General features: G+C 35.7%; 19 protein-coding genes and 1 riboswitch. Of the genes, 7 read left to right on the top strand and 12 right to left on the bottom strand.

All coding sequences use genetic code 11. The annotated features are described in order from the left end of the window. Nucleotides 1-43 precede the first annotated feature (43 nt). The 4 genes from secG to AAGD51_RS04885 all read left to right on the top strand — a co-directional run bounded on the left by secG (nucleotide 44) and on the right by AAGD51_RS04885 (nucleotide 3867). On the top strand, nucleotides 44-364 hold the full coding sequence (secG, locus tag AAGD51_RS04870) for a preprotein translocase subunit SecG (protein ID WP_010962615.1): 321 nt from the start codon (nucleotides 44-46) through the stop codon (nucleotides 362-364). Beyond that, complete coding sequence (locus AAGD51_RS04875) at nucleotides 364-1968, top strand: CTP synthase (protein ID WP_077188050.1); 1605 nt, start codon at nucleotides 364-366, stop codon at nucleotides 1966-1968. The genes secG and AAGD51_RS04875 overlap by 1 nt, the downstream gene beginning before the upstream one ends. A 25-nt stretch (nucleotides 1969-1993) precedes the next feature. Then, complete coding sequence (locus tag AAGD51_RS04880) at nucleotides 1994-2404, top strand: nucleoside deaminase (RefSeq protein WP_077188051.1); 411 nt, start codon at nucleotides 1994-1996, stop codon at nucleotides 2402-2404. 494 nt (nucleotides 2405-2898) lie between these two features. Further along, nucleotides 2899-3867, top strand: a complete 969-nt coding sequence (locus AAGD51_RS04885; protein ID WP_341810386.1) for an IS110 family transposase — start codon at nucleotides 2899-2901, stop codon at nucleotides 3865-3867. A 130-nt stretch (nucleotides 3868-3997) separates the two neighbouring features. Here the strand turns inward: AAGD51_RS04885 and AAGD51_RS04890 are convergent, their stop codons facing one another. From AAGD51_RS04890 to AAGD51_RS04900, 3 genes are all read right to left on the bottom strand, one after another. Beyond that, on the bottom strand, nucleotides 3998-4405 hold the full coding sequence (locus AAGD51_RS04890) for a transposase (protein ID WP_049973602.1): 408 nt from the start codon (nucleotides 4403-4405) through the stop codon (nucleotides 3998-4000). Further along, a complete protein-coding gene (locus tag AAGD51_RS04895; RefSeq protein ID WP_236514710.1) occupies nucleotides 4399-4947 on the bottom strand; it encodes a transposase in 549 nt (182 codons plus the stop codon). Before AAGD51_RS04895 ends, AAGD51_RS04890 begins: the two co-directional genes overlap by 7 nt. A 295-nt stretch (nucleotides 4948-5242) precedes the next feature. After that, entirely contained in the window at nucleotides 5243-6448 is a 1206-nt protein-coding gene (locus AAGD51_RS04900) for an MFS transporter (RefSeq protein ID WP_244663081.1), read from the bottom strand. A gap of 1191 nt (nucleotides 6449-7639) precedes the next feature. Between AAGD51_RS04900 and AAGD51_RS04905 the strand changes: the two genes are divergently transcribed. Both AAGD51_RS04905 and AAGD51_RS04910 read left to right on the top strand, forming a co-directional pair. Next, nucleotides 7640-8737, top strand: coding sequence for an ATP-binding protein (locus AAGD51_RS04905; RefSeq protein WP_341810387.1), 1098 nt, complete (start codon nucleotides 7640-7642; stop codon nucleotides 8735-8737). A gap of 240 nt (nucleotides 8738-8977) precedes the next feature. Continuing rightward, a complete protein-coding gene (locus AAGD51_RS04910) occupies nucleotides 8978-9976 on the top strand; it encodes a pyruvate dehydrogenase complex E1 component subunit beta (protein ID WP_006279663.1) in 999 nt (332 codons plus the stop codon). Here the strand turns inward: AAGD51_RS04910 and AAGD51_RS04915 are convergent. From AAGD51_RS04915 to AAGD51_RS04940, 6 genes are all read right to left on the bottom strand, one after another. After that, nucleotides 9952-10326 (bottom strand): TrbC/VirB2 family protein, encoded by a 375-nt coding sequence (locus tag AAGD51_RS04915; RefSeq protein WP_006279664.1) that lies wholly within the window; start codon nucleotides 10324-10326, stop codon nucleotides 9952-9954. The genes AAGD51_RS04910 and AAGD51_RS04915 overlap by 25 nt on opposite strands. Nucleotides 10327-10637: 311 nt before the next feature. Beyond that, complete coding sequence (locus tag AAGD51_RS04920; protein WP_049973602.1) at nucleotides 10638-11045, bottom strand: transposase; 408 nt, start codon at nucleotides 11043-11045, stop codon at nucleotides 10638-10640. Then, nucleotides 11039-11587 carry a transposase gene (locus tag AAGD51_RS04925; protein ID WP_341810376.1) on the bottom strand — a complete coding sequence of 183 codons (549 nt, stop codon included), beginning with the start codon at nucleotides 11585-11587 and terminating at the stop codon, nucleotides 11039-11041. Before AAGD51_RS04925 ends, AAGD51_RS04920 begins: the two co-directional genes overlap by 7 nt. 683 nt (nucleotides 11588-12270) lie before the next feature. After that, the gene (gene lepA, locus AAGD51_RS04930; protein ID WP_236514878.1) at nucleotides 12271-14067 is read right to left on the bottom strand and encodes a translation elongation factor 4; all 1797 of its coding nucleotides are present in this window, start codon (nucleotides 14065-14067) and stop codon (nucleotides 12271-12273) included. Nucleotides 14068-14142: 75 nt separating this feature from the next. Next, nucleotides 14143-15546 (bottom strand): malonyl-CoA decarboxylase, encoded by a 1404-nt coding sequence (locus AAGD51_RS04935; RefSeq protein WP_236514865.1) that lies wholly within the window; start codon nucleotides 15544-15546, stop codon nucleotides 14143-14145. A 917-nt stretch (nucleotides 15547-16463) separates the two neighbouring features. Next, nucleotides 16464-17296 (bottom strand): IS5-like element ISWpi1 family transposase gene (locus AAGD51_RS04940; protein ID WP_236514306.1). Its coding sequence is split into 2 segments (ribosomal slippage): nucleotides 16464-16927 and nucleotides 16927-17296, totalling 834 coding nucleotides; the frame shifts between segments, so codons are not numbered across the junction. Between the two features lie 144 nt (nucleotides 17297-17440). Here AAGD51_RS04940 and AAGD51_RS04945 point away from each other — a divergent pair. Next, nucleotides 17441-18452, top strand: a protein-coding gene (locus AAGD51_RS04945) for an IS630 family transposase (RefSeq protein WP_236514338.1) whose coding sequence is annotated in 2 segments (ribosomal slippage) — nucleotides 17441-17902 and nucleotides 17904-18452 — 1011 coding nt in all. Because the reading frame shifts where the segments join, the coding sequence is not laid out codon by codon here. 36 nt (nucleotides 18453-18488) lie between these two features. On the opposite strand, the gene AAGD51_RS04950 is transcribed toward AAGD51_RS04945, so the two are convergent. The 3 genes from AAGD51_RS04950 to AAGD51_RS04960 all read right to left on the bottom strand — a co-directional run bounded on the left by AAGD51_RS04950 (nucleotide 18489) and on the right by AAGD51_RS04960 (nucleotide 20450). After that, a complete protein-coding gene (locus tag AAGD51_RS04950) occupies nucleotides 18489-19181 on the bottom strand; it encodes a thiamine diphosphokinase (RefSeq protein ID WP_006280001.1) in 693 nt (230 codons plus the stop codon). After that, nucleotides 19162-19437, bottom strand: a complete 276-nt coding sequence (locus tag AAGD51_RS04955; RefSeq protein ID WP_006280002.1) for a SemiSWEET family sugar transporter — start codon at nucleotides 19435-19437, stop codon at nucleotides 19162-19164. The genes AAGD51_RS04950 and AAGD51_RS04955 overlap by 20 nt, the downstream gene beginning before the upstream one ends. Further along, a riboswitch (TPP riboswitch) is annotated at nucleotides 19426-19528 on the bottom strand. It overlaps the preceding gene by 12 nt. Nucleotides 19529-19604: 76 nt before the next feature. Beyond that, nucleotides 19605-20450, bottom strand: a complete 846-nt coding sequence (locus AAGD51_RS04960) for an SPFH domain-containing protein (RefSeq protein WP_077188091.1) — start codon at nucleotides 20448-20450, stop codon at nucleotides 19605-19607. Nucleotide 20451: the final 1 nt, after the last annotated feature.

A 20451-nucleotide genomic window follows, 5' to 3' on the forward strand; every position in this document is an offset into this window, starting at 1 on the left:
GTGCTTTGTACTGCTAAGATTTTTATTTTCAGCCCTATCTATAATGTCAGTAGCGGTATTAAGTATATTTCAAATAATATTGGTTGTTGTGTTAGTAATTTTAGTGCTCTTGCAGCCACCTGGGAGTAGTTCATTAAGTGGTTTTAGTAATACACAACAGGGGGTCAATTCGATGATTCCGGTGAAATCTTCTGAAAACCCGCTCAGCAGAATAACGGCTATTGTTGCTGGATTGTTTATTATAAACACATTGCTATTGTCAGGATTATATTCAAAAGACGTACATAAAAAATCGATTGCAGAGAAAATTATATTAGAAAAAAAGCAAGAAAGTGAACCTACTTCTGTTCCATTTGAAAATTAATGAAGGAAGCTAAATTTATCTTTGTTACAGGTGGAGTTGTATCGTCGCTTGGTAAAGGCTTAGTTGCTTCAAGCGTTGGTGCGCTTCTTCAAGCTCACGGTTTTAAGATCCGTATCAGAAAACTTGACCCGTATCTCAACATTGATCCTGGGACAATGAACCCAACTCAGCACGGAGAGGTATTTGTTACCGAAGATGGTGCTGAAACTGATTTGGATCTTGGGCATTATGAGCGTTTTACTGGAATTAAAGCAACAAAAGATGACAATATAACAACTGGTAAGATATATCATGAGTTATTGAAGAAAGAGAGGCGTGGTGATTATCTGGGCAAAACTGTGCAAGTCATTCCTCATGTGACAGATTTGATCAAATCGTTCATTTTTAATGGTACGGAAGGTTTAGATTTTGTAATATGTGAAATAGGCGGAACTGTAGGTGACATTGAAAGCCAACCATTTTTGGAGGCTATACGCCAAGTTAACTACACATTAGGAAAACAAAGAGTTATCCTGATTCACTTAACTTTAATACCATATCTTACCGCAGCGCAAGAATTAAAGACAAAACCAACGCAGCATTCAGTTCGAGAGTTAAATTCCGCGGGGTTACAACCAGATATTATATTATGCCGCAGTGAGAAAGAAATTTTCGATAATCAAAGAGAGAAAATAGCTAAGCTTTGCAATGTTTCTTTATCCAATGTAATACCTGCCCCTGATGTGAGTCATATATATGAGTTACCGGTGTTGTATAGCCAATGTGGGCTTGATACGCAAATTTTGGAGCACTTTCATTTAAGTAAGCCAAAACCAAGCTTGACTGAATGGGATCAAATAGTGCATTCCATAAGGCACCCAACACAGGAAGTTACTGTATCTATAGTGGGAAAATACACCGAATTCCCTGATGCATACAAATCACTGATTGAAGCATTAAATCATGGTGCGATTAGTAATAAAGTCAAAGTAAAGATAAATTGGGTTAACTCAAGAGAGAAGGAAGAAAAACCTATAAATGAAAAACTTATAGGAGAGAAATTACAGAATTCTCATGCAATCCTTGTTCCAGGGGGGTTTGGTGATGACGGAGTAGAGGGTAAAATATTAGCAATAAATTATGCCCGTACAAATAATATCCCATTTTTCGGAATTTGCCTTGGTATGCAGCTTGCAATTATTGAATTTGCTCGTAATGTTGTTAAGCTTGAAGATGCACACTCTGAAGAATTTCGTAACTGTAAACATCCAATCGTTAAGTTAGCTGGCGATCAAGATGACGATCTTGGTGGAACCATGAGACTTGGGGCATACAAATGTAATATAAATGCAAACTCTAAAATGATGGATGCATATAGTAACACTACTATTTCAGAAAGACACAGGCATAGATACATAATCAATTCAGATTATAAAGATGATTTGGAAAAAAATGGGCTGCTATGCAGTGGCATATCAGAAGATGGAACGTGCATAGAGGCAGTGGAGTTAGAGAGTCATCCGTGGTTTATTGGTGTGCAGTTTCATCCAGAATTTCAATCAAAGCCGTTTTCTCCTCATTCTCTTTTCGTGTCGTTCGTTAAAGCAGCAATTGATAAGAAATAAGTGCCTAGTGTTTAAGTATCAATATATGGAGCTTGCCATAGAGCAAGCCAAACTCGCTCAAAAAAATGATGAGGTGCCCATAGGTGCTGTAATAGTGAGTGGAGACAATATCATTTCTTCTGCACACAATATATCTAACGATCCAACTGCACATGCAGAGATGTTAGCGATCAGACAAGCATTTTCAACTTCCACGCTTTGTGATGCTGATATGTACGTAACATTAGAACCATGTCCGATGTGTGCTCAAGCTATTTCCTTTGCCAGAATTAAACGATTGTACTTTGGAGCTTATAATCCAAAAGGTGGAGGAATTGAAAATGGTGCTAAGATATTTCAATTTTGCAGCCATATACCTGAAGTTTATGGTGGAATATTAGAAACAGAATGCTCTTTTTTGTTAAAGGATTTTTTTGAGAAACTAAGGAACATTTGATAAATCGTCATGCTACTTGTTTTCCGATACAAAATCGTCATCCCGCTACGTGTTAGCGGCTAGATACCGCAGCGGTATGACGTGGTTGTCATTATTCCGCTACTTGTTTTCCGATACAAAATCGTCATCCCGCTACGTGTTAGCGGGATCTATGCTAGGAGATACCGTGACGGTATGGCGGTTAAGTAATTCGTCATTCCAGCGCGTGACGCACAACTATACAAACATTGTCCACCAGCAGGGTGTCATCCGAGTAGCTGACACTGCCCTCCTTTGTCATCCCAGTGCCTAGACACTTGTATCTTTATGATGTGAGGCATTAGAGCTAAAATACCTCACAGGGAGGGTGAAGCTGATGCGACACTAATGCCATTAAGCCAGATTTTGCTTCCCTCCCATAGAGTTAAAGACTGAACAGTATCTTTTGGAATTATATCCCGTATTACAAGGTTAGTCTAAACTCTCAGTTTATTTATAGTCTTGGAGGCAATTTTATGCAAGTAAATGCTATTTTGGGTGTGGATATTTCAAAAAAGAAATTTGATGTTTGTTTGTTAGTGGACAGTAAAAAACGACACAAAGTCTTTCAAAATAATCAAGATGGTTTTGCAAAACTTGTAGTTTGGTGCAATGGCCATGGAGCAAATCTTACTCATTTATGTCTTGAAGCAACTAGTTGGTATGGAGAAGATTTGGCTACTTTTATGCACGATTTAGGACATAATGTCAGTATAGTAAACCCAGCCCAAATCAAAGCTTTTGGCAAAAGTGAGCTGCTCAGAAATAAGACAGATAAATCAGATGCAGCTATGATAGCTAGATTTTGTATCGCCAACAAACCTGCTCTTTGGAAGCCCATTGCACCTGAAATGAGGCATTTGAGGGAGCTTTACCGTTGCATGCAATCGCTAAAAGATGATAAGGTGCAACAGACAAATCGCTTGGAAAACAAAAATATGCATTCCAGTTGCAAAGAAGCTATATCTAAAGTAATTTTGGCAATAGAGGAGCAAATTATTGTTCTCGAAAAAGAAATTAATGAGCATATAAATAACTATCCACATCTAAAAAATATGGTGGAAAACCTTAAGACTATAAAAGGTATAGGATATCTTACTGCTGTTGCTGTTGTCGCAGAAATGCCATCAGTTGATAACTTTGACAATGCTAAACAATTTACAGCTTTTGCTGGTCTAAATCCAGGACATTATCAATCGGGATCGTCAGTAAGTAAGAGAAGTTGCATATGCAAAATAGGATCTGAGCGTATTCGAAAAGCTCTTTATATGCCAGCTATAGTAGTCAAAAACCATAATAATCATTTTCAAAAGTTTTGTCAGCGTCTAGCAAGTAAAGGCAAATGTCCAAAAGTCATAGTTCTTGCGTTAATGCGAAAATTAATGCATGTCTTTTTTGGTATTCTTAAAAAGAATCAACCATTTAATTGTAATTTTGTTGGATAATTTGTTTGACAGCAGAGACAGTATCTGGGATCCAGAAACTTAATTTTAACCAAGTGGCTGCATAATAAAGGCTGGATTCCAGTGGGCTTTGTTGCATCGCTCTTCGGATAGTAGGTAACGTACAATAAATTCATGAAGCTATCTCAAACTTAGCCATGCCTATTTCAGTAAATTTGTTAAGCAAATAACACTTGAGTAGCAGTTCCTTCTCACGATTAATTTCAGATTTGCTCCTAAAACTAAACCCAAATATTCGCTTCAACCTTGAGAAAAATCCTTCAATATACGATCTTTTTCCGTAATTTACTTCTTCTTTCCATCTTTTTATACCATTCTCACCATGTAATTTCATTAACTGAATAGCGGCATTTCTATCAAGCATATAATCCAATTTTGGATGCTCTGCTGCGTTGTTTTTCGGAGGAATTTTCGTTTTTATACCATATTGATTACACAGCTTATAGAGCTTTTCTCTGTCATATGCCCTATCTGCATATAGTACTTTTATGACATACTGAAAATCGACTTCTTTTAGCAAATCACAAGCTCCATAGTGATCAGACCGTTACTGTATTTTACAGCTATGGCTTTTTTGCTGTTTGTATTCAACATTACATGCAATTTTCTTGTCTGTTCATAGCTGCGATACTTTCTATCTTCGCTATTTTCTTTGCTATGACCAGGAGTGTTGTTGTATATACTAATTCCTGTACTGTCTATAGCAATTTCGATATCTTCCATATTATTTTTATCAATTCTGCAATCATTGATCTTAATATTGAGTTTCTTAAACCTTCTTGATGATTGTGAATAGCTGATAACTTGCAAATTTTTCCCAATTTGCTCAAGGTATCCTGCTATAAACCCAACTGTTTGCCTCAGGCCTATTCTAAATAAACAAGTTATTATGTGCACCAAAATTACAACTTTATCGCTATAAATATTGTTGCCACCTGGTATTTTTGGACCATTCTCGTACCACTTTTCTATGGCTTCGTTGATATAATGAAAAATATTTCCTCTTTTTTCTAGAAATTTGTTATATTCGCTATGGTTACTGACCCTCATTTTTTGTGGCATATTTTTTCTTTCAAGGTTAAATGGCTATTTTATAATGAATTTTGTCAGTAGCCACCAGATTTTTCAGTTGCTATGCAACAAAGCCATTCCAGTGTCAAGCACTGGAATGACATTACAGGGACACTGGGATGACATCATCCTTTTCTCTGGATTTCAGACTGGAATGACAGCAGTCCTACGTCATACCGTCACGGTATCTCTAGATCCCGCTAACAAGCAGCGGGATGACGGTTGTCAGGGTGTCAGCTACTTAGATGAAACCCTTTCCCGGTCTATCAAATCACATAGGAGAAAACTAAGACCAATCAAATTTCTTATCTTGCGGTTTTATTTGCAATATTGCTACCACACTGATCAACAAGCAGAAGACTATATAAAGCCCAGCAGCAAGGTTTGTTTGAGGAAATGTTACAGTCAACCAAATACAAACCATAGGAGTAAATCCTCCATGTAACGCATAAGAGATATTGCGTGATAAGCTCACACCACTAAATCTAACATTGGTAGGAAAGAGTTCAGATGCAACTATTCCTATGGGAACTATACCCCTTTCTATTATAGAGAGAACCATTACGCTCAACGCAATCACAAGATAATTTTTATAGTAATATGCAATAGATAACGCAGGACAACACAGTGCCATTGTAATTGCTATAAATAAGATTGCAGTGCGCTCTTTTCCAACTTTATCAGCCAACATTCCAAACGCTATTGAAGATATCGGCATTAATACACTGGTTATAATCAATACAATTTCGTTGATATATGTTGTTACATAAACATCCACTGATGCTATTTCCTTTGCGAGAGTTCGAAGAAATATGGTAAATCCAACAGCAACATTAACAGGTACAGATATTAAAATAGCAAGTATAAGAGCTCTCTTGTGGCGTTTTATAAGCTCTATTATTGGCAAATCAGGTAAATTTCTTTGTTTTCGATTTTTTTCATATGCTGGAGTTTCTCCCAATGTGTATATGCTATACGCGCTAATTAATCCTAAAATAGCTGAGAAAATAAATGGCAATCTCCAACCCCAGGTACAAAAATCAGTAGTTTTTTTGCAGATAATCACTATCACCGCAGAAAGCAAGACGCCAATGGAGCGACCAAAACCCATCATTCCAAAATACATCCCTAAGTTCTCTTTCCTACTGGATAAATGCTCTATAAGATAAACAGAACTTCCTTGTTCACCACCAAGTGCAATTCCTTGTGTTATATGGATTGCAAGAAGCAATATAGTAGAAATTATACCTACTTGATTGTGACTTGGAATAAATGCAATGAGACTTGATGGTATCGATATTAGCAAGATAGTAATTATTAATGCTATCCTCCTTCCATACCTGTCACCAACGTGACCAAATATGAATGCACCAAGTGGCCTTACAATTGCACCTAGCCCTACAATTCCAAATAATTGCAGTATGTTACTGTAGACATCTTTTGCAAAACAAAACTCTCTGCTGATTATGTTAATCAAATCAATAAAAAGCATGTAGTCATACCATATTGCGATTCTGCAGAGTATGGTTGATATCAACACCCTTGTTTGCACTAAATTCAATTCGTAAATGTTTGCTTATTCTATTCTGGCTGCTTTTTGGGATTTTACAACCTAAACATATGGAGTTGACTTTTTTATTATGGTGTGTGATAATTGCAGTGTTATTAAGTTTAGTGGTAAAGTTATAATGAATATAGCTTATTTAGCAGCACTTATAGCAGCAGCTATAATAAAAATAGCAGCAATAATACTTTGTGCTATAATGTGTATAAGCATTTTCTTTATATTATTTAAGGGAAAAAGAACACTTAGATTCAAAAGGATTTCTATCTCTTCTGAAAACAGTAGGTGTAATTTCTATAATACTATCAATTATATCTCTCCCACTTATTATATTAAGCCTTACTACTCCGTCACCTCTGGTAGTAGGTATAGTAGGTGGTATCGTTGGTGCTATTTCCATAATACCATTAATAGTAGCTTACATTTTGCTTGTGGCTATATCGGATATCTTTATTACCAAGTCTTTATAAATTTGAGCTAATGTTACTGTCTTCATTTCTTCTTGGTTGTAATATTGCTGAAAGTTATCTATTTCCATAGGTATAACATATAATCTGATTTTATAAGATATTCTACCGGGATTAAAATATCGTAAATCTTAGGCGTTATAAACAAAATTTACAGGAAAAATAAGATGATACTACTCAAAAAGGCAAACAAGACGGTATTTTTCTGGCATAAGTTAGCGTTCAGCTTTACCTTTCCTTGCAAGACATTTTAGAGCTATTATGTCTTACTTCTTGAAGATACAAGTTAGCGTTTTTAACCCGAATTCTGGATTGGAGATTAAAAAAAACAAGAATATCAATAGCTTATTGTTTTAGCATTTACGATAAAGCAGTAAGCATTTTAAGACTAGTTACTAATTTAGTAAAATTCAAGACTTTCAATAATTTACCTAAAATCTAATCCAGAATTCGGGTTAATAATAAAATCTTGTTTTTTGAAAATGAATTTGGTAAACTTTAAAGATGTATGTGACAATATGGGGATATATTGTTTTTAGTATTTAATAAGTTAAAGTACGTACTTGATAATTTTTCGGAACGCTCTAATCAAGCTAAAATAGGTAGGCTAGATAAAATTATTCTTAGTTTAAAATTGGTATAAGGTATTAAGATGAAAAAAATTGAAATTTCAGAATTACTAAAAAGAATTTCAATCTGTTTACTATGCGTGGCAACTATTATCTCTATCGCTTTTTTGTTTGCCTATATGCATACAACGTTGCTCAGTAAAGGGTATGAGTTAGCTGCACATTATGTTAGTGAAGCTATGCCTTTTGTGTTACTTGTCGTTTTCTTTTTTATTGCTTGGTTTATATATGATCAAATATCCAGCAAACTAAAGGAAGTAGAGCTGCCTATATCGATAGAATTAGCTGATTCAGATGATAAAAGAATAACATTTGCTGATGCTATAATTGATGACTCCTTAAAACAACGGTTGCAGATGATTTGCTGTGACCAAATGACAGAAGAAATGCGCAAGCTGTTTGGAAATAAAAGTATTAATTCACTAAGAGGTTACATATTACATGGCCCTCCTGGAAATGGTAAAACACTTATCGCTCGTGCAATTGCAGGTGAATCAAATATGAATTTCATAAGCATCTCAGGTCCTGAACTTATTGGAGTATATATTGGTCATGGTGCACATGCTGTACGCGAGCTTTTTAAAATAGCAAAAAAATATTCTCCTTGTATAGTCTTTATAGATGAAATAGATGCAGTTGCTCAAAAAAGAAGTACCGCTAATAACTCAGCTTACCATTGTCGAGAGAGTTTAACACAGTTGTTAACTGAAATAGATGGATTTAAGAGCAGAAAAGATATAATAGTAATTGGTGCAACTAACCTTATCGGTGGTATAGATCCAGCACTTATTAGACCTGGACGTTTAGGTCAGAAGGTTTATGTCCCTAATCCAAACATAGAGGTGAGACAAAGGATATTGGAACTTTATATGCGAGGTACAAAAACTGATGAAAAGCTAAACCTCCAAGACATTGCAGACAAGACTGAAGGCTATTCTGGGGCTGAATTAGAGCAATTAGTGAATGAAGCAAAAATTAGCGCTGGTGCGCAAAGACGGCTTATAGTGAGTGAGGAAGATTTCAGTTACGCGCTTCACAGGTTAAGTCCAGAACAAGAAAGAGATAGAATAAGGTTAGTTTCAAACGTGGAGACACAGACAGAAGTATCTTATTCTATTTAGAGTATAAAACTATCATAAATTTTTCTGTTATTTCCAAATAAATTGCTATTAATTTAACAACATACATTACTAAAAGCTTAAATAATCCAGCCATTTCCAGCAACAAAAAACAGCAAGCGTGAGAAGATTTTTTTTTGGAATGAGTTGGTCATGATGTTTGTAAAACTTAATTTGTACACTTTACTTACCCCCAGTAATTCTGATATAGTTACTTTAGTTAAAGTCTATAAAAGTTTATAAATGGCAACCTTAAGTGTAAGAGAAGCTTTATGCACAGCAATTAGAGAAGAAATGCAAAACGACTCTGATGTGCTTATCATGGGTGAAGAAGTTGCAGAGTATGATGGTGCTTATAAAGTAACGAAAGGATTACTGAAAGAGTTTGGAGAAAACAGAGTAGTTGATACGCCTATTACCGAACATGGATTTGCTGGCCTTGCTGTTGGAGCGGCATTTGCTGGATTAAAGCCAATAGTCGAGTTTATGACTTTTAATTTTTCTATGCAAGCTATTGACCAAATTGTGAATTCCGCAGCAAAAACAAATTATATGTCAGGCGGACAACTTGGATGCCCTATAGTATTTCGTGGACCAAATGGCGCTGCAGCAAGAGTTGCTGCACAACATTCTCAATGCTTTGCAGCTTGGTATTCGCATATACCGGGGTTAAAAGTAATAGCACCCTATTTTGCCTCCGATTGCAGAGGTCTGCTTAAAGCTGCAATTCGTGACCCTAATCCGGTAATATTTCTAGAAAACGAAATAGCTTATGGACATGAGCATGAAGTTTCTGACTCTGAGCTATCAAACAAAGATTATCTACTTGAAATAGGCAAAGCTGCTGTTATACGGGAAGGAAAGGATGTAACTATCACTGCTTTTTCATTAAAATTAATGGATGCCTTAAATGCAGCAGATTTACTTTCGAGTGAAGGTATAGAAGCTGAAGTTATTGACCTCAGAACCTTAAGACCACTTGACACTCAAACTGTTATTAACTCTATTCAGAAGACTAATAGGTTAGTTAGTGTAGAAGAAGGATGGCCATTTGCAGGAATAGGAGCAGAGCTGTCAGCCGTTGTTATGGAACAAGGATTTGACTACCTTGATGCTCCAGTTGTACGCGTAACTGGCAAGGACATCCCCTTACCTTACGCTGCAAATCTAGAAAAAAAAGCATTACCACAAGTGGAAGATATAGTTAAAGCCGTACATCAGGTCTGTTTTAGAAAAAAATAGTTCTTTTTTGTGTCTCCTGTTCCACATTGGTCCATCAAAGAAGTATTTCCAGTGCCGCCTATACCACCCATTACTTTTATGACGATAGTTTTAGCACCGAAAAATACAGCACAAAATATACCGAGTGCAAAAAGAGCTGGCCATGGCATTCTACCAAATATCGCAAGCAAAGCTGCACCTATTATCACTACGGTCATAAGCGGTCCGCCTATTCCCCAAACGTAGCCAATAATGTTACATATTACTTGAGCAGTTGTATCAGTATTAGTGTCAGCGGCAGCACTCCCAACATGAGAAAAAGAAATAAATAATACTATAAAAAGAATATTAAAAACTTTCCTAGGGTTCATCTCTATACCTTAAATTTAGATATTGCAATTATACCTAAAATACTATAATTTTTAGTAAAACTAGCATAAAGATTGAATAACAAACAGTGCCACAAAAGTAGTTGATACACAACTGCACAAATATTGTAATATAGACATAGTAAACGATATTATTCCAGTGCTTGACGCTGGAATCCAGACTTTAATTGTTATATTTGTAAATAAGTCTGGAACGTTCATCTCAAATGCAGTATTTTTGTTGAAATAGCTCAACTGGATCCCAGTGGGCTTTGTTGCATCGCTCTTCGGATAGTAGGTAACGTACAATAAATTCATGAAGCTATCTCAAACTTAGCCATGCCTATTTCAGTAAATTTGTTAAGCAAATAACACTTGAGTAGCAGTTCCTTCTCACGATTAATTTCAGATTTGCTCCTAAAACTAAACCCAAATATTCGCTTCAACCTTGAGAAAAATCCTTCAATATACGATCTTTTTCCGTAATTTACTTCTTCTTTCCATCTTTTTATACCATTCTCACCATGTAATTTCATTAACTGAATAGCGGCATTTCTATCAAGCATATAATCCAATTTTGGATGCTCTGCTGCGTTGTTTTTCGGAGGAATTTTCGTTTTTATACCATATTGATTACACAGCTTATAGAGCTTTTCTCTGTCATATGCCCTATCTGCATATAGTACTTTTATGACATACTGAAAATCGACTTCTTTTAGCAAATCACAAGCTCCATAGTGATCAGACCGTTACTGTATTTTACAGCTATGGCTTTTTTGCTGTTTGTATTCAACATTACATGCAATTTTCTTGTCTGTTCATAGCTGCGATACTTTCTATCTTCGCTATTTTCTTTGCTATGACCAGGAGTGTTGTTGTATATACTAATTCCTGTACTGTCTATAGCAATTTCGATATCTTCCATATTATTTTTATCAATTCTGCAATCATTGATCTTAATATTGAGTTTCTTAAACCTTCTTGATGATTGTGAATAGCTGATAACTTGCAAATTTTTCCCAATTTGCTCAAGGTATCCTGCTATAAACTCAACTGTTTGCCTCAGGCCTATTCTAAATAAACAAGTTATTATGTGCACCAAAATTACAACTTTATCGCTATAAATATTGTTGCCACCTGGTATTTTTGGACCATTCTCGTACCACTTTTCTATGGCTTCGTTGATATAATGAAAAATATTTCCTCTTTTTTCTAGAAATTTGTTATATTCGCTATGGTTACTGACCCTCATTTTTTGTGGCATATTTTTTCTTTCAAGGTTAAATGGCTATTTTATAATGAATTTTGTCAGTAGCCACCAGATTTTTCAGTTGCTATGCAACAAAGCCATCCCAGTGTCAAGCACTGGAATGACAGCAGTCCTACGTCATACCGCCGCGGTATCTCAGCCGCTAACAAGTAGCGGGATGACGGTTGTCGTTTAGCCATAAACATTAAGAAATTTACCAAATGGAAAAAAAAGGCAAAAGAAGCCCCGTGGTTGGCTAATTACTTACATTATACTTTCAAGTATGGCGTTTTTTTATTCTAAATGCTTAATAACCGCGATTCAGTTGCTTTTAAACCGCAACTAATCTAAATTAGAAACATTAAGAAATTTACTAAACAGAAAAAAAGGCAAAAGAAACCCTAGGGTAGCTAGTTATTCACTATCCATTTTTTAAGTTGGCGTTTTTTTATGTTTTAAACGCTTTATAAGCGCGTTTCAGCTTATGTAGGTAGAAGTTTGATAAAGACATAAGGTGCACATAGTGCAAAAAATTAAACATGAGACGCCAGATACGTGAGTTTTTTTGTCATTTAATCTGTACAGAGAAGATAAATAAATAGCTTCAGTTTCATGATAAGGGGGCTGGCGGAGTTTGTCAAGTAAGTTTTTTCGTTTCTAACGGTTGTGCCAAAAACTATACAAGAAGTCTTTTAAGATCAATCACTTATCTTCAAGGCTTGAATAAAAGCATTCTGTGGAATATTTACGTTCCCTATAGAATGTAACCTTTTTTTACCCTTCTTTTGCTTTTCAAGTAGTTTCATTCTTCGCGTTACATCTCCACCATAGAGTTTAGCTGTTACATCTTTTCTGTATGGGTTAATCGTTTCTCTGGCAATAATTTTTCCGCCCACTGCCGCTTGAATCGCGATTTTGTATTGCTGACGTGGTATTAAATCCTTCAAGCGTGCACATATTTCACGCCCCCTTTTTTCTGCCCTACTTTTGTGAACGATACAAGCCAGTGCATCTACGGGCTCTCCATTAATTAAAAAGCTTAATTTATCTATTTGGCTTACCAGATAGCTGGAAATTTCCCAATCTAAGCTTGCATATCCTTTGGAAATTGATTTTAATCGATCATAAAAGTCAAAAACAACTTCAGACAGTGGTAATTTATATCTTAACAATGCTGTTGTTGTGTTACCAATGTAAGATAAATCCTCCTGTTCTCCCCTCCTTTCTTCACATAGAGATAGAATCTCTCCCAAGTATTGATCAGGAACCATTATGGTTGCGGTAATCCATGGTTCTTCCACAATTTCAATTTTCGTTGGATCTGGCATATCACTTGGGTTATGAATATTCAAAATTTCACCACTTCGTGTTGTAACCCTATATATAACACTTGGCGCAGTTGCTGTTAGGTCTAAATCAAATTCTCTCTCGAGCCTTTCTTGAATAACTTCAAGATGCAACATTCCCAAAAAACCACAACGAAATCCATAGCCTAGTGCATTTGAAGTTTCAGCTTCGAAGGTAAAACTTGCATCATTTAAATGTAACTTCTCTAGAGCTTCCCTTAGATATTTAAAATCATCCGTTTTGTGAGGGAAAATGCTACAAAATACCACAGGATGCACTTCTTTAAATCCAGGAAGTGCTTCACTACAAGGTCTCTTTTCCTCAGTGATAGTGTCCCCTACCTTGCAGTCTGCTACTTCCTTCATTGAAGCAGTTATAAAACCAACTTCACCCGCTGAAAGTTCACCCGTCATCACTTTTTTAGGGGTGAAAATACCGATATTATCTATCTGGTATGTAGCATTATTAGACATCATAACAATTCTCATGCCTTTTTTTAGCACTCCATTTTTAACTCGCACTAAAATTACCACTCCTAAGTAAGTGTCATACCAACTATCAACTAAAATTGCTTGCAGTGGAGCATTTACATCACCTTGAGGAGCTGGAAGTTTTGCCACTATTGCTTCAAGTACATCTTTTATTCCAAGTCCAGTTTTTGCTGATATTAAAACTGACTCACTTGCGTCAATACCGATTATTTCCTCAACCTGGAGTTTTACCCCTTCTGGATCTGCAGCAGGAAGATCAACTTTATTGAGCACAACTATTATTTCATGATTGTTGTCAATAGCTTTATATACATTTGCAAGGGTTTGTGCTTCAACGCCCTGGCTACTATCCACCACTAAAAGTGAACCTTCGCACGCTGCTAAGCTTCGACTTACCTCGTAAGAAAAGTCAACGTGACCTGGGGTGTCCATGAGATTTAGGCAATATTGATTACCGTCGTTTGCCGTATAATTGAGTTTTACCGTCTGTGCCTTAATTGTAATCCCACGTTCGCGTTCTATATCCATTGAATCGAGTATTTGATTGGTCATTTCTCTTGCTTCAAGGCCGTTACATTCCTCTATTAAACGGTCAGCAAGCGTTGACTTACCGTGGTCTATATGCGCTATTATTGCAAAATTTCTTATGTTGTTCATTTATGGCTATTTTACTTAAGTAGAACCATTTTACATTTTAAGTGTTGTGAGGGCAATCCTTTATTAAGAGACTATTTACTCCTTCAACATAGACGACACTTTTTTCGAGCAGGAAATCACTTTATTAACCATATAGTTTTCATGATTATTATCTATTTTAGGCAACTCATATAGATAATTTACCATCATCCCGGCTGACTGACTAATACCCTTTTCAGAAGTATCCGCCATCCAGTTTAATTGTTTTATCGATGCACCATTGCTTAAATGAAAATGCGCCACCGGGTCATAAGCATCGCCACTATTGTTCTTAACTTTTAGTAAATAATATGCACATAGTTTAAGCATGCATTGTTTAGTTTCATTTGTACATTCAACATTAGTTTTTAATTGCTCTGCACTTTCTAAAATTTCTGCACTAGATTGTTTTATATTTAGTTTGCCCAATAAAGTGACATCTTGGTTTAGATTGTTTTTTAGCCATTTCGTAAAGCCAGGTATTGGAGAAAGAGTTGCATATGTTTTTATACTTTTAAACTCCTGTGATAGCTTTTCTACAACCCTTTTGATCAAAAAATTACCAAGGCTGATTCCAGATAACCCTGCTTGAGTGTTTGATATTGAATAGAATATAGCAGTGCTTGCATTACTCGGATCATTTGAAGGTACTGACTCATCTAAAAGGTGTTGAATGCTATCTGCAATCTTATCCACCAATGCAACCTCTACAAAAATTAGAGGTTCGTTTGGTATCTTGTAATGAAAAAAAGCAAAACAGAGACGATCAGAATCTAGTCTGTTTTTTAGGTCGCCCCAAGAGGAAATTTTATGCACAGCTTCATATTTTATAAGTTTTTCTAGCAATGATGCAGGTGAATCCCAAGTGATTTGACGAAGATCGAGTAGATCAACATCAACCCAAGTATAGAGTATATTTTTTAATTCCCTCTCTAGTGGATTCAAGCTTCTATATTGGTTCTTTAGCTTAAGCACATCAGAACGCATATCAACAATAAACTTAAGGCCTTCTGGTAAAGAAATAAATTGCTTCAATATTTTAGAACGTGGTGATTCAAGAATTTTTATTAAATCCTGTTCAAATTTATAGTTTAACTCGGGATCTTGGTTTTTCTTATACTCTCTAATTTTCTCATCTATTTCCGCTTTATTCGGATTAAATTTTTCTGCCAGGGTTTGTAGAAATTTTATTTTACCTTTCTCTGATAAGCTTAAGTACAAGTTACCAAGAGATACAGCGTTTTTACGTGCTGAAACCTCCCCTCCCTTTGGATTTAAGCACTCGTTCATCTTCAAGACTAAACTATCGATATCGCGACTGTTGCTTAAATCAGGACTGATGTTACCAATCCACGATCTTACAGCATCTGCCACTCCACCTAGTATTTTAAAAAAGCTTCTTACCGCTTTTTTGTCTTCAACTTTCACTATATCAGTTTTTACCAATGATTCTTTTGTCATAGATTCCCTTTATTATACATGGCTAATGCAAGTCAGGGTCATACCGCCGCGGTATCCCGCTAACAAGCAGCGGGATGACGAATTTATCGTTTGTCAAATCGTCGGTAAACCCAAGTTATTTTAGCTACATATAGCTTAAGTTAAAGGAAAATTTTAGCTACATAGCAGGCACTATTACTAGATTATTAATAATTCAGTAATACAATAGACTTCTTGCACTACCTCCCAAGCCACAACTGTCATTCAGTAGAAACAAAAAAACTTGCTTGACAAACTCCGCCAGCCCTCTTATCATGGAAGTGAAGCTATTTTATTTAACTTCGCAATCTCTGCAGCAGATTAAAATGACAAGAAAACTTGTATTTGGCGTACTATTGTTTAATTTTTTGCACTATGTGCACCTTATGTCTTTATCAAATTTCTAGGTTTTTACCTACATAAGCTGAAACGCGCTTATAAAGCGTTCAAGACATCACCCAACGTCAAATTTTAAAATAGAGAGTGTAATAACTAGCTACCACGGGTTTTCTTTGCCTTTTTTTTCTGCCTAGTAAATTCCTTAAACATTTAAACTAAGGTTAGTTGCTTTTAAAAGCAGCTAAATTGCAGTGTTTAAGACTTAAAAAACGCCAATACTGAAAATAGACAATGACTAGGGCTTCTTTTGCCTTTTTTTTTATTTGGTAAATTTCTTAAACATTTATGGCTAAACGACAACCGTCATCCCGCTACGTGTTAGCGGGATCTATTGCCGAGATACCGCGAATGAATCGCGGTATGACGGTTCGCGGCGGTATGACGTAGGACTGCTGTCATTCCAGTGTTTAACACTGGAATGACACGTCATAAAGGAACCAGTGTCAGCTACTTGGATGATACCTTTTTTCTACTTAGAGGTTGTCCGGAAACTAGTAAATTCAAGCATATTCCCTCTTTAACATAACCCTACTCATAGCTAGGTATATGAAATTCTCAGTGGATGTTGTGAGTAAATCATACTCCTTCGATAGCCTTCTATTCCTATTAACCCAAGCAAAAGTCCTTTCTACAACCCATCTTCTTGGCTGTACTTTAAACCCTTGTTCTCTTGTTGGTAGTAGCTCAGGTGGCGTATCTTTGTGCACCCAAAATCTACATGGAGGCCTTGTAACAATTTCAATATCTATGTCATATTCTTCCTTTATGTGATTCTTTAAATTTCTTCCTTGGTATCCCATGTCAGCCCACATTTTTTTAACTTTAGTATATTTTGTTCTCATATTGTTTAATGCTATTTTAATACCATCTCTATCATTTTCGTTAGCAGCGCCTACGTAACAACCTAGTATAAAACCCTGAGTGTCTGTAATTATATGCCTTTTTCTACCCTTTACTTTTTTACTTCCATCATAGCCTTTGATCCCCCCTTTTCTGTAGTCTTTACAGATTGACTATCTACTATACAGGCACTCGGCTGCTCATTCCTTCCTATTTTTCTTCTACTATATTTTGTAATTTCATAATTCATTTTCTCAAAAATTCCCTGCTTCTTCCATTGCCTGAACTGCTCATACACAGTCTTCCATAGCGGAAAATCATTTGGTAAATACCGCCATTGACACCCTGTACGCAATACATAGAAAATTGCTTCTAATATTTCTCTTTTGCTATACTTTGGCGGCCTTCCTCCTTTCTTGTATGATACTCTGAAGTGTTTTTCTATTCTTGCCCATTCCCTTTCGCTTAGATCTGTTGGATACTTTTTTCTCATCTTTACCCCGTACTAAAATTTCAGATATTATAGCCTTTTACTTGTTTCCGGACAACCTCTGATACCAATTCCCATTACAGGGCAAACAGATGGACAATGATGGAAGAAAAGCCATACTGAAGTAAGTAAAATAGCGAGGTTTAAATGGCATTAAGATCAAAATTATTGGATGAAAAAGTAGTAGAATCAGCAAAAGAAATGCTGAAGAAAGTAAGGAATAATGCATATGTTTCAAAAAAACTAAATGCTGTAATTGCAGCAAAAAAGTACAGTATAACGGCTGTAGCAAAAATATATTGCATTTCAAGAAGCGCACTAACTTCGTGGGTAAAACTCTTGAAAATTGGCAGAGAAGAAAAACTGTTTGCTCCTTCACAACGTCGTAGAAAAACTAAATTAAATCAGGCTCAACTACAGCAAATTGAAGAGTGGATAGAAGAAAATCCTAATATCACCATTAAAGAAATGAGAATAAGAATCCAGGAAAAGTTCGGATTAAATATCAGCAAATCTACAGTACACCGCCATATGCAAAAGATGAAATTCTCATATATTACACCAAGACCAGTTCATAATGGACAAGATAAAAGCAAACAAGAGGAATTCAAAAAAAAATCTCAATGGAGCTATTAGCAAGTATCCAGAAAAAGAGCTATTTTTCTTTGATGAATCATGGTTTGGCACACATTCAAAAGTTGGACATGGGTGGTTTAAAAAGGGGATTAGAACACAGGTTAAAACAAAATTAGGTAGGCAAAATTTCTATCTCTATAGTGCAGTTAATCCTAGAAATCGAGAGAGTTCTAGCTTATTTGCACCAAATGTCAACACTGATTGCATGAACATATTTCTTGAGCAAATTTCGCAATATCTAGAAACACGAGAGGCTTTTCTCGTTATGGACTGTGCTAGTTGGCATAGGTCAAAAAATTTAAAGGTACCTAAAAATATCGACATTATATACCTACCTCCATACTCACCTGAGCTAAATCCTGTTGAGAGGCTTTGGTTATATATAAAACAGAACATTTTGCGCAATAAAATATACGATACAATTGCTCTACTTGAGGGTGCTTTGTGCAAATTTATTACTTCTCTTGCCAGCTCCACAATTAAACAACTCTGCAATGTTTCCTATTTGACTGGACAACAATGAGAATTGGTATTAGTTTGGGTTATGCAAGAAGTCTATTTACTTCTTAACTTGACGCACATGATGTCTTGCAGCATCATCTACTGCTTCTAAATAAACCATCACCAAACATATACCACTGTGTACTTCTATATATGCCTCATTGCTCAGGCTTCGATTAAAGCAAGAATTCTTTCCTGGAAAGGCAAGGTTGCTAAGATGCAGTTCCCATTTTAATCCTTTGGTTGATATTTGAGCTCTCGGTATACCAAGTAAAGATATTTTAGTATTTTTTGGCAAAGAAAAAAAATGGGTAATACCTTTTCGTAAAGTGTAACCTACCATGGGAGGTGAAGGTGTGTAAAAGATACTGCCCGTACTTAGAAAAATGTTAATATTCTGTAGTATGTGATCAATTGCTCCTCCAGTAATACCCGTTACTATTGATGGCAATAACTTTACTGTTTTTAAGTGAGCCATTGCTTTAGAAAAGTCGCAATAATCTTGATCAGGTAGATATATCGTATTCAAATTAGCACGTAAATCCAGATTTACGCTATCCAAATCTCCTACTACAAGATCAGGTTTTACGCCAATTGATAGAAGCTTGTTTGCTCCTCCATCTACAGCAATAATAGGTATATCTCGTTTAAAAAACGATGAGCTCGGTATTTTTCCATTTAGCACTACAATAGAACGATATTGTTGTTGTGTACTGCAGTGCAGCACATGATCATGGTGCAGGTTTTGCATCGTAGTAACATTTTTGAATAATTGATATTATGCTAATCACTAATCCAGCAATATTGCTAAGCACCACAAAAATTGAGCTCTGGTAAAGACCATAGCCAATCCAAGACAATGAACAAATAAGATAGTTTACTAACATTAACATCGATACATCACGAGTAACTTTAGTGATATATGCTTTATATACTTGAGGTGATAATCCAATTAGAGATGCAATTAACGCAATGAAGCCGAAGCATTCTTCAATATTTATATACATACATTTTCCTACGCTTGCTTTAACAATATCAGGTTCAAAGGGTTGTACTTTATGTACTCTCAGCTTTTCTAGAGCACCCCTAATGCGTGTAATTTATAACATCATTTAGTCTATTAATCAAGAAATTAATAGTGACTTGCATTTATGAAACCCAATCGGCTTCTATGCTAATTATTATCTAAACTAATCGTCGGTTGTGCATCTTGCTCAGAGATTAGGGCAACCAACAAATTATTTATCAATTGAACCTTTTGCTTGCCATCTAATTGTAAGCTTTTGTTTTTTTCAAAATGAGCTATTACTTCCTCGACAATTCCTATTGCATTTTGCACTATATGCCTTCTTGCCGAAGTGATAGCATGTGCTTGTTGACGCCTTAACATTGCTTGTGCAATCTCGGACGAATACGCCAAATGCGATATTCTTGCTTCTGTAATCTCAATTCCTGCAATATCTAATCTTTGTTGTAACATTGACCGCAATTCATCTGAAATTTTATCAGAATTTTTACGTAAAGATTCCTCATCGCTTTCGCTATCATACGGATAATTGCTCGCCAATTCTCTAATTACCGAGTCACTTTGTACAAAAACAAATTCGTGATAGTTGTTAACATTATAATACGCCTTTGCAGGACTGCTCACTCTCCAAACAATTACTGCAGAAATCTCTATTGGACTTCCATTTGCATCATTAACTTTTATTTTTTCTGTGTTAATATTCTGAAATTTTAGGGAAACTATATATTTGCTTGAAAAGGGAAGCGTTACACATATTCCAGACTTAAAATAAGTTCCAATATAATGACCAAAAAATTCTATCACTCTTGCTTCATTAGGGTCATTAATAAAAAATCCTTGAAGAAAAGTCAAAATTGAAACGGCAGCAACTCCAAGTGCAATTGTGCTGTCATATGCCAAAAAAAGCAGCGATAAAATTAATCCTAGCGCTATTAGTACAGGAAAAAACCGGAGTTGACTTAAATTTCTATCGTTTATCGTATTCTTATCCATA

Origin of the sequence: Wolbachia endosymbiont (group A) of Volucella bombylans, assembly GCF_964026965.1 — a bacterium.
GTDB lineage: Bacteria > Pseudomonadota > Alphaproteobacteria > Rickettsiales > Anaplasmataceae > Wolbachia > Wolbachia pipientis.

Excerpts from the sequence above, each read along its gene's own strand:
- AAGD51_RS04895 (WP_236514710.1), bottom strand. The coding sequence starts at position 4,947 with ATGCCACAAAAAATGAGGGTCAGTAACCATAGCGAATATAACAAATTT.
- AAGD51_RS04925 (WP_341810376.1), bottom strand. The coding sequence starts at position 11,587 with ATGCCACAAAAAATGAGGGTCAGTAACCATAGCGAATATAACAAATTT.
- AAGD51_RS04910 (WP_006279663.1), top strand. The coding sequence starts at position 8,978 with ATGGCAACCTTAAGTGTAAGAGAAGCTTTATGCACAGCAATTAGAGAA.
- AAGD51_RS04950 (WP_006280001.1), bottom strand. The coding sequence starts at position 19,181 with ATGCAAAACCTGCACCATGATCATGTGCTGCACTGCAGTACACAACAA.
- lepA (WP_236514878.1), bottom strand. The coding sequence starts at position 14,067 with ATGAACAACATAAGAAATTTTGCAATAATAGCGCATATAGACCACGGT.
- AAGD51_RS04960 (WP_077188091.1), bottom strand. The coding sequence starts at position 20,450 with ATGGATAAGAATACGATAAACGATAGAAATTTAAGTCAACTCCGGTTT.
- AAGD51_RS04880 (WP_077188051.1), top strand. The coding sequence starts at position 1,994 with ATGGAGCTTGCCATAGAGCAAGCCAAACTCGCTCAAAAAAATGATGAG.
- AAGD51_RS04915 (WP_006279664.1), bottom strand. The coding sequence starts at position 10,326 with ATGAACCCTAGGAAAGTTTTTAATATTCTTTTTATAGTATTATTTATT.
- AAGD51_RS04900 (WP_244663081.1), bottom strand. The coding sequence starts at position 6,448 with ATGCTTTTTATTGATTTGATTAACATAATCAGCAGAGAGTTTTGTTTT.
- AAGD51_RS04935 (WP_236514865.1), bottom strand. The coding sequence starts at position 15,546 with ATGACAAAAGAATCATTGGTAAAAACTGATATAGTGAAAGTTGAAGAC.
- AAGD51_RS04955 (WP_006280002.1), bottom strand. The coding sequence starts at position 19,437 with ATGTATATAAATATTGAAGAATGCTTCGGCTTCATTGCGTTAATTGCA.
- secG (WP_010962615.1), top strand. The coding sequence starts at position 44 with ATGTCAGTAGCGGTATTAAGTATATTTCAAATAATATTGGTTGTTGTG.
- AAGD51_RS04875 (WP_077188050.1), top strand. The coding sequence starts at position 364 with ATGAAGGAAGCTAAATTTATCTTTGTTACAGGTGGAGTTGTATCGTCG.
- AAGD51_RS04905 (WP_341810387.1), top strand. The coding sequence starts at position 7,640 with ATGAAAAAAATTGAAATTTCAGAATTACTAAAAAGAATTTCAATCTGT.
- AAGD51_RS04885 (WP_341810386.1), top strand. The coding sequence starts at position 2,899 with ATGCAAGTAAATGCTATTTTGGGTGTGGATATTTCAAAAAAGAAATTT.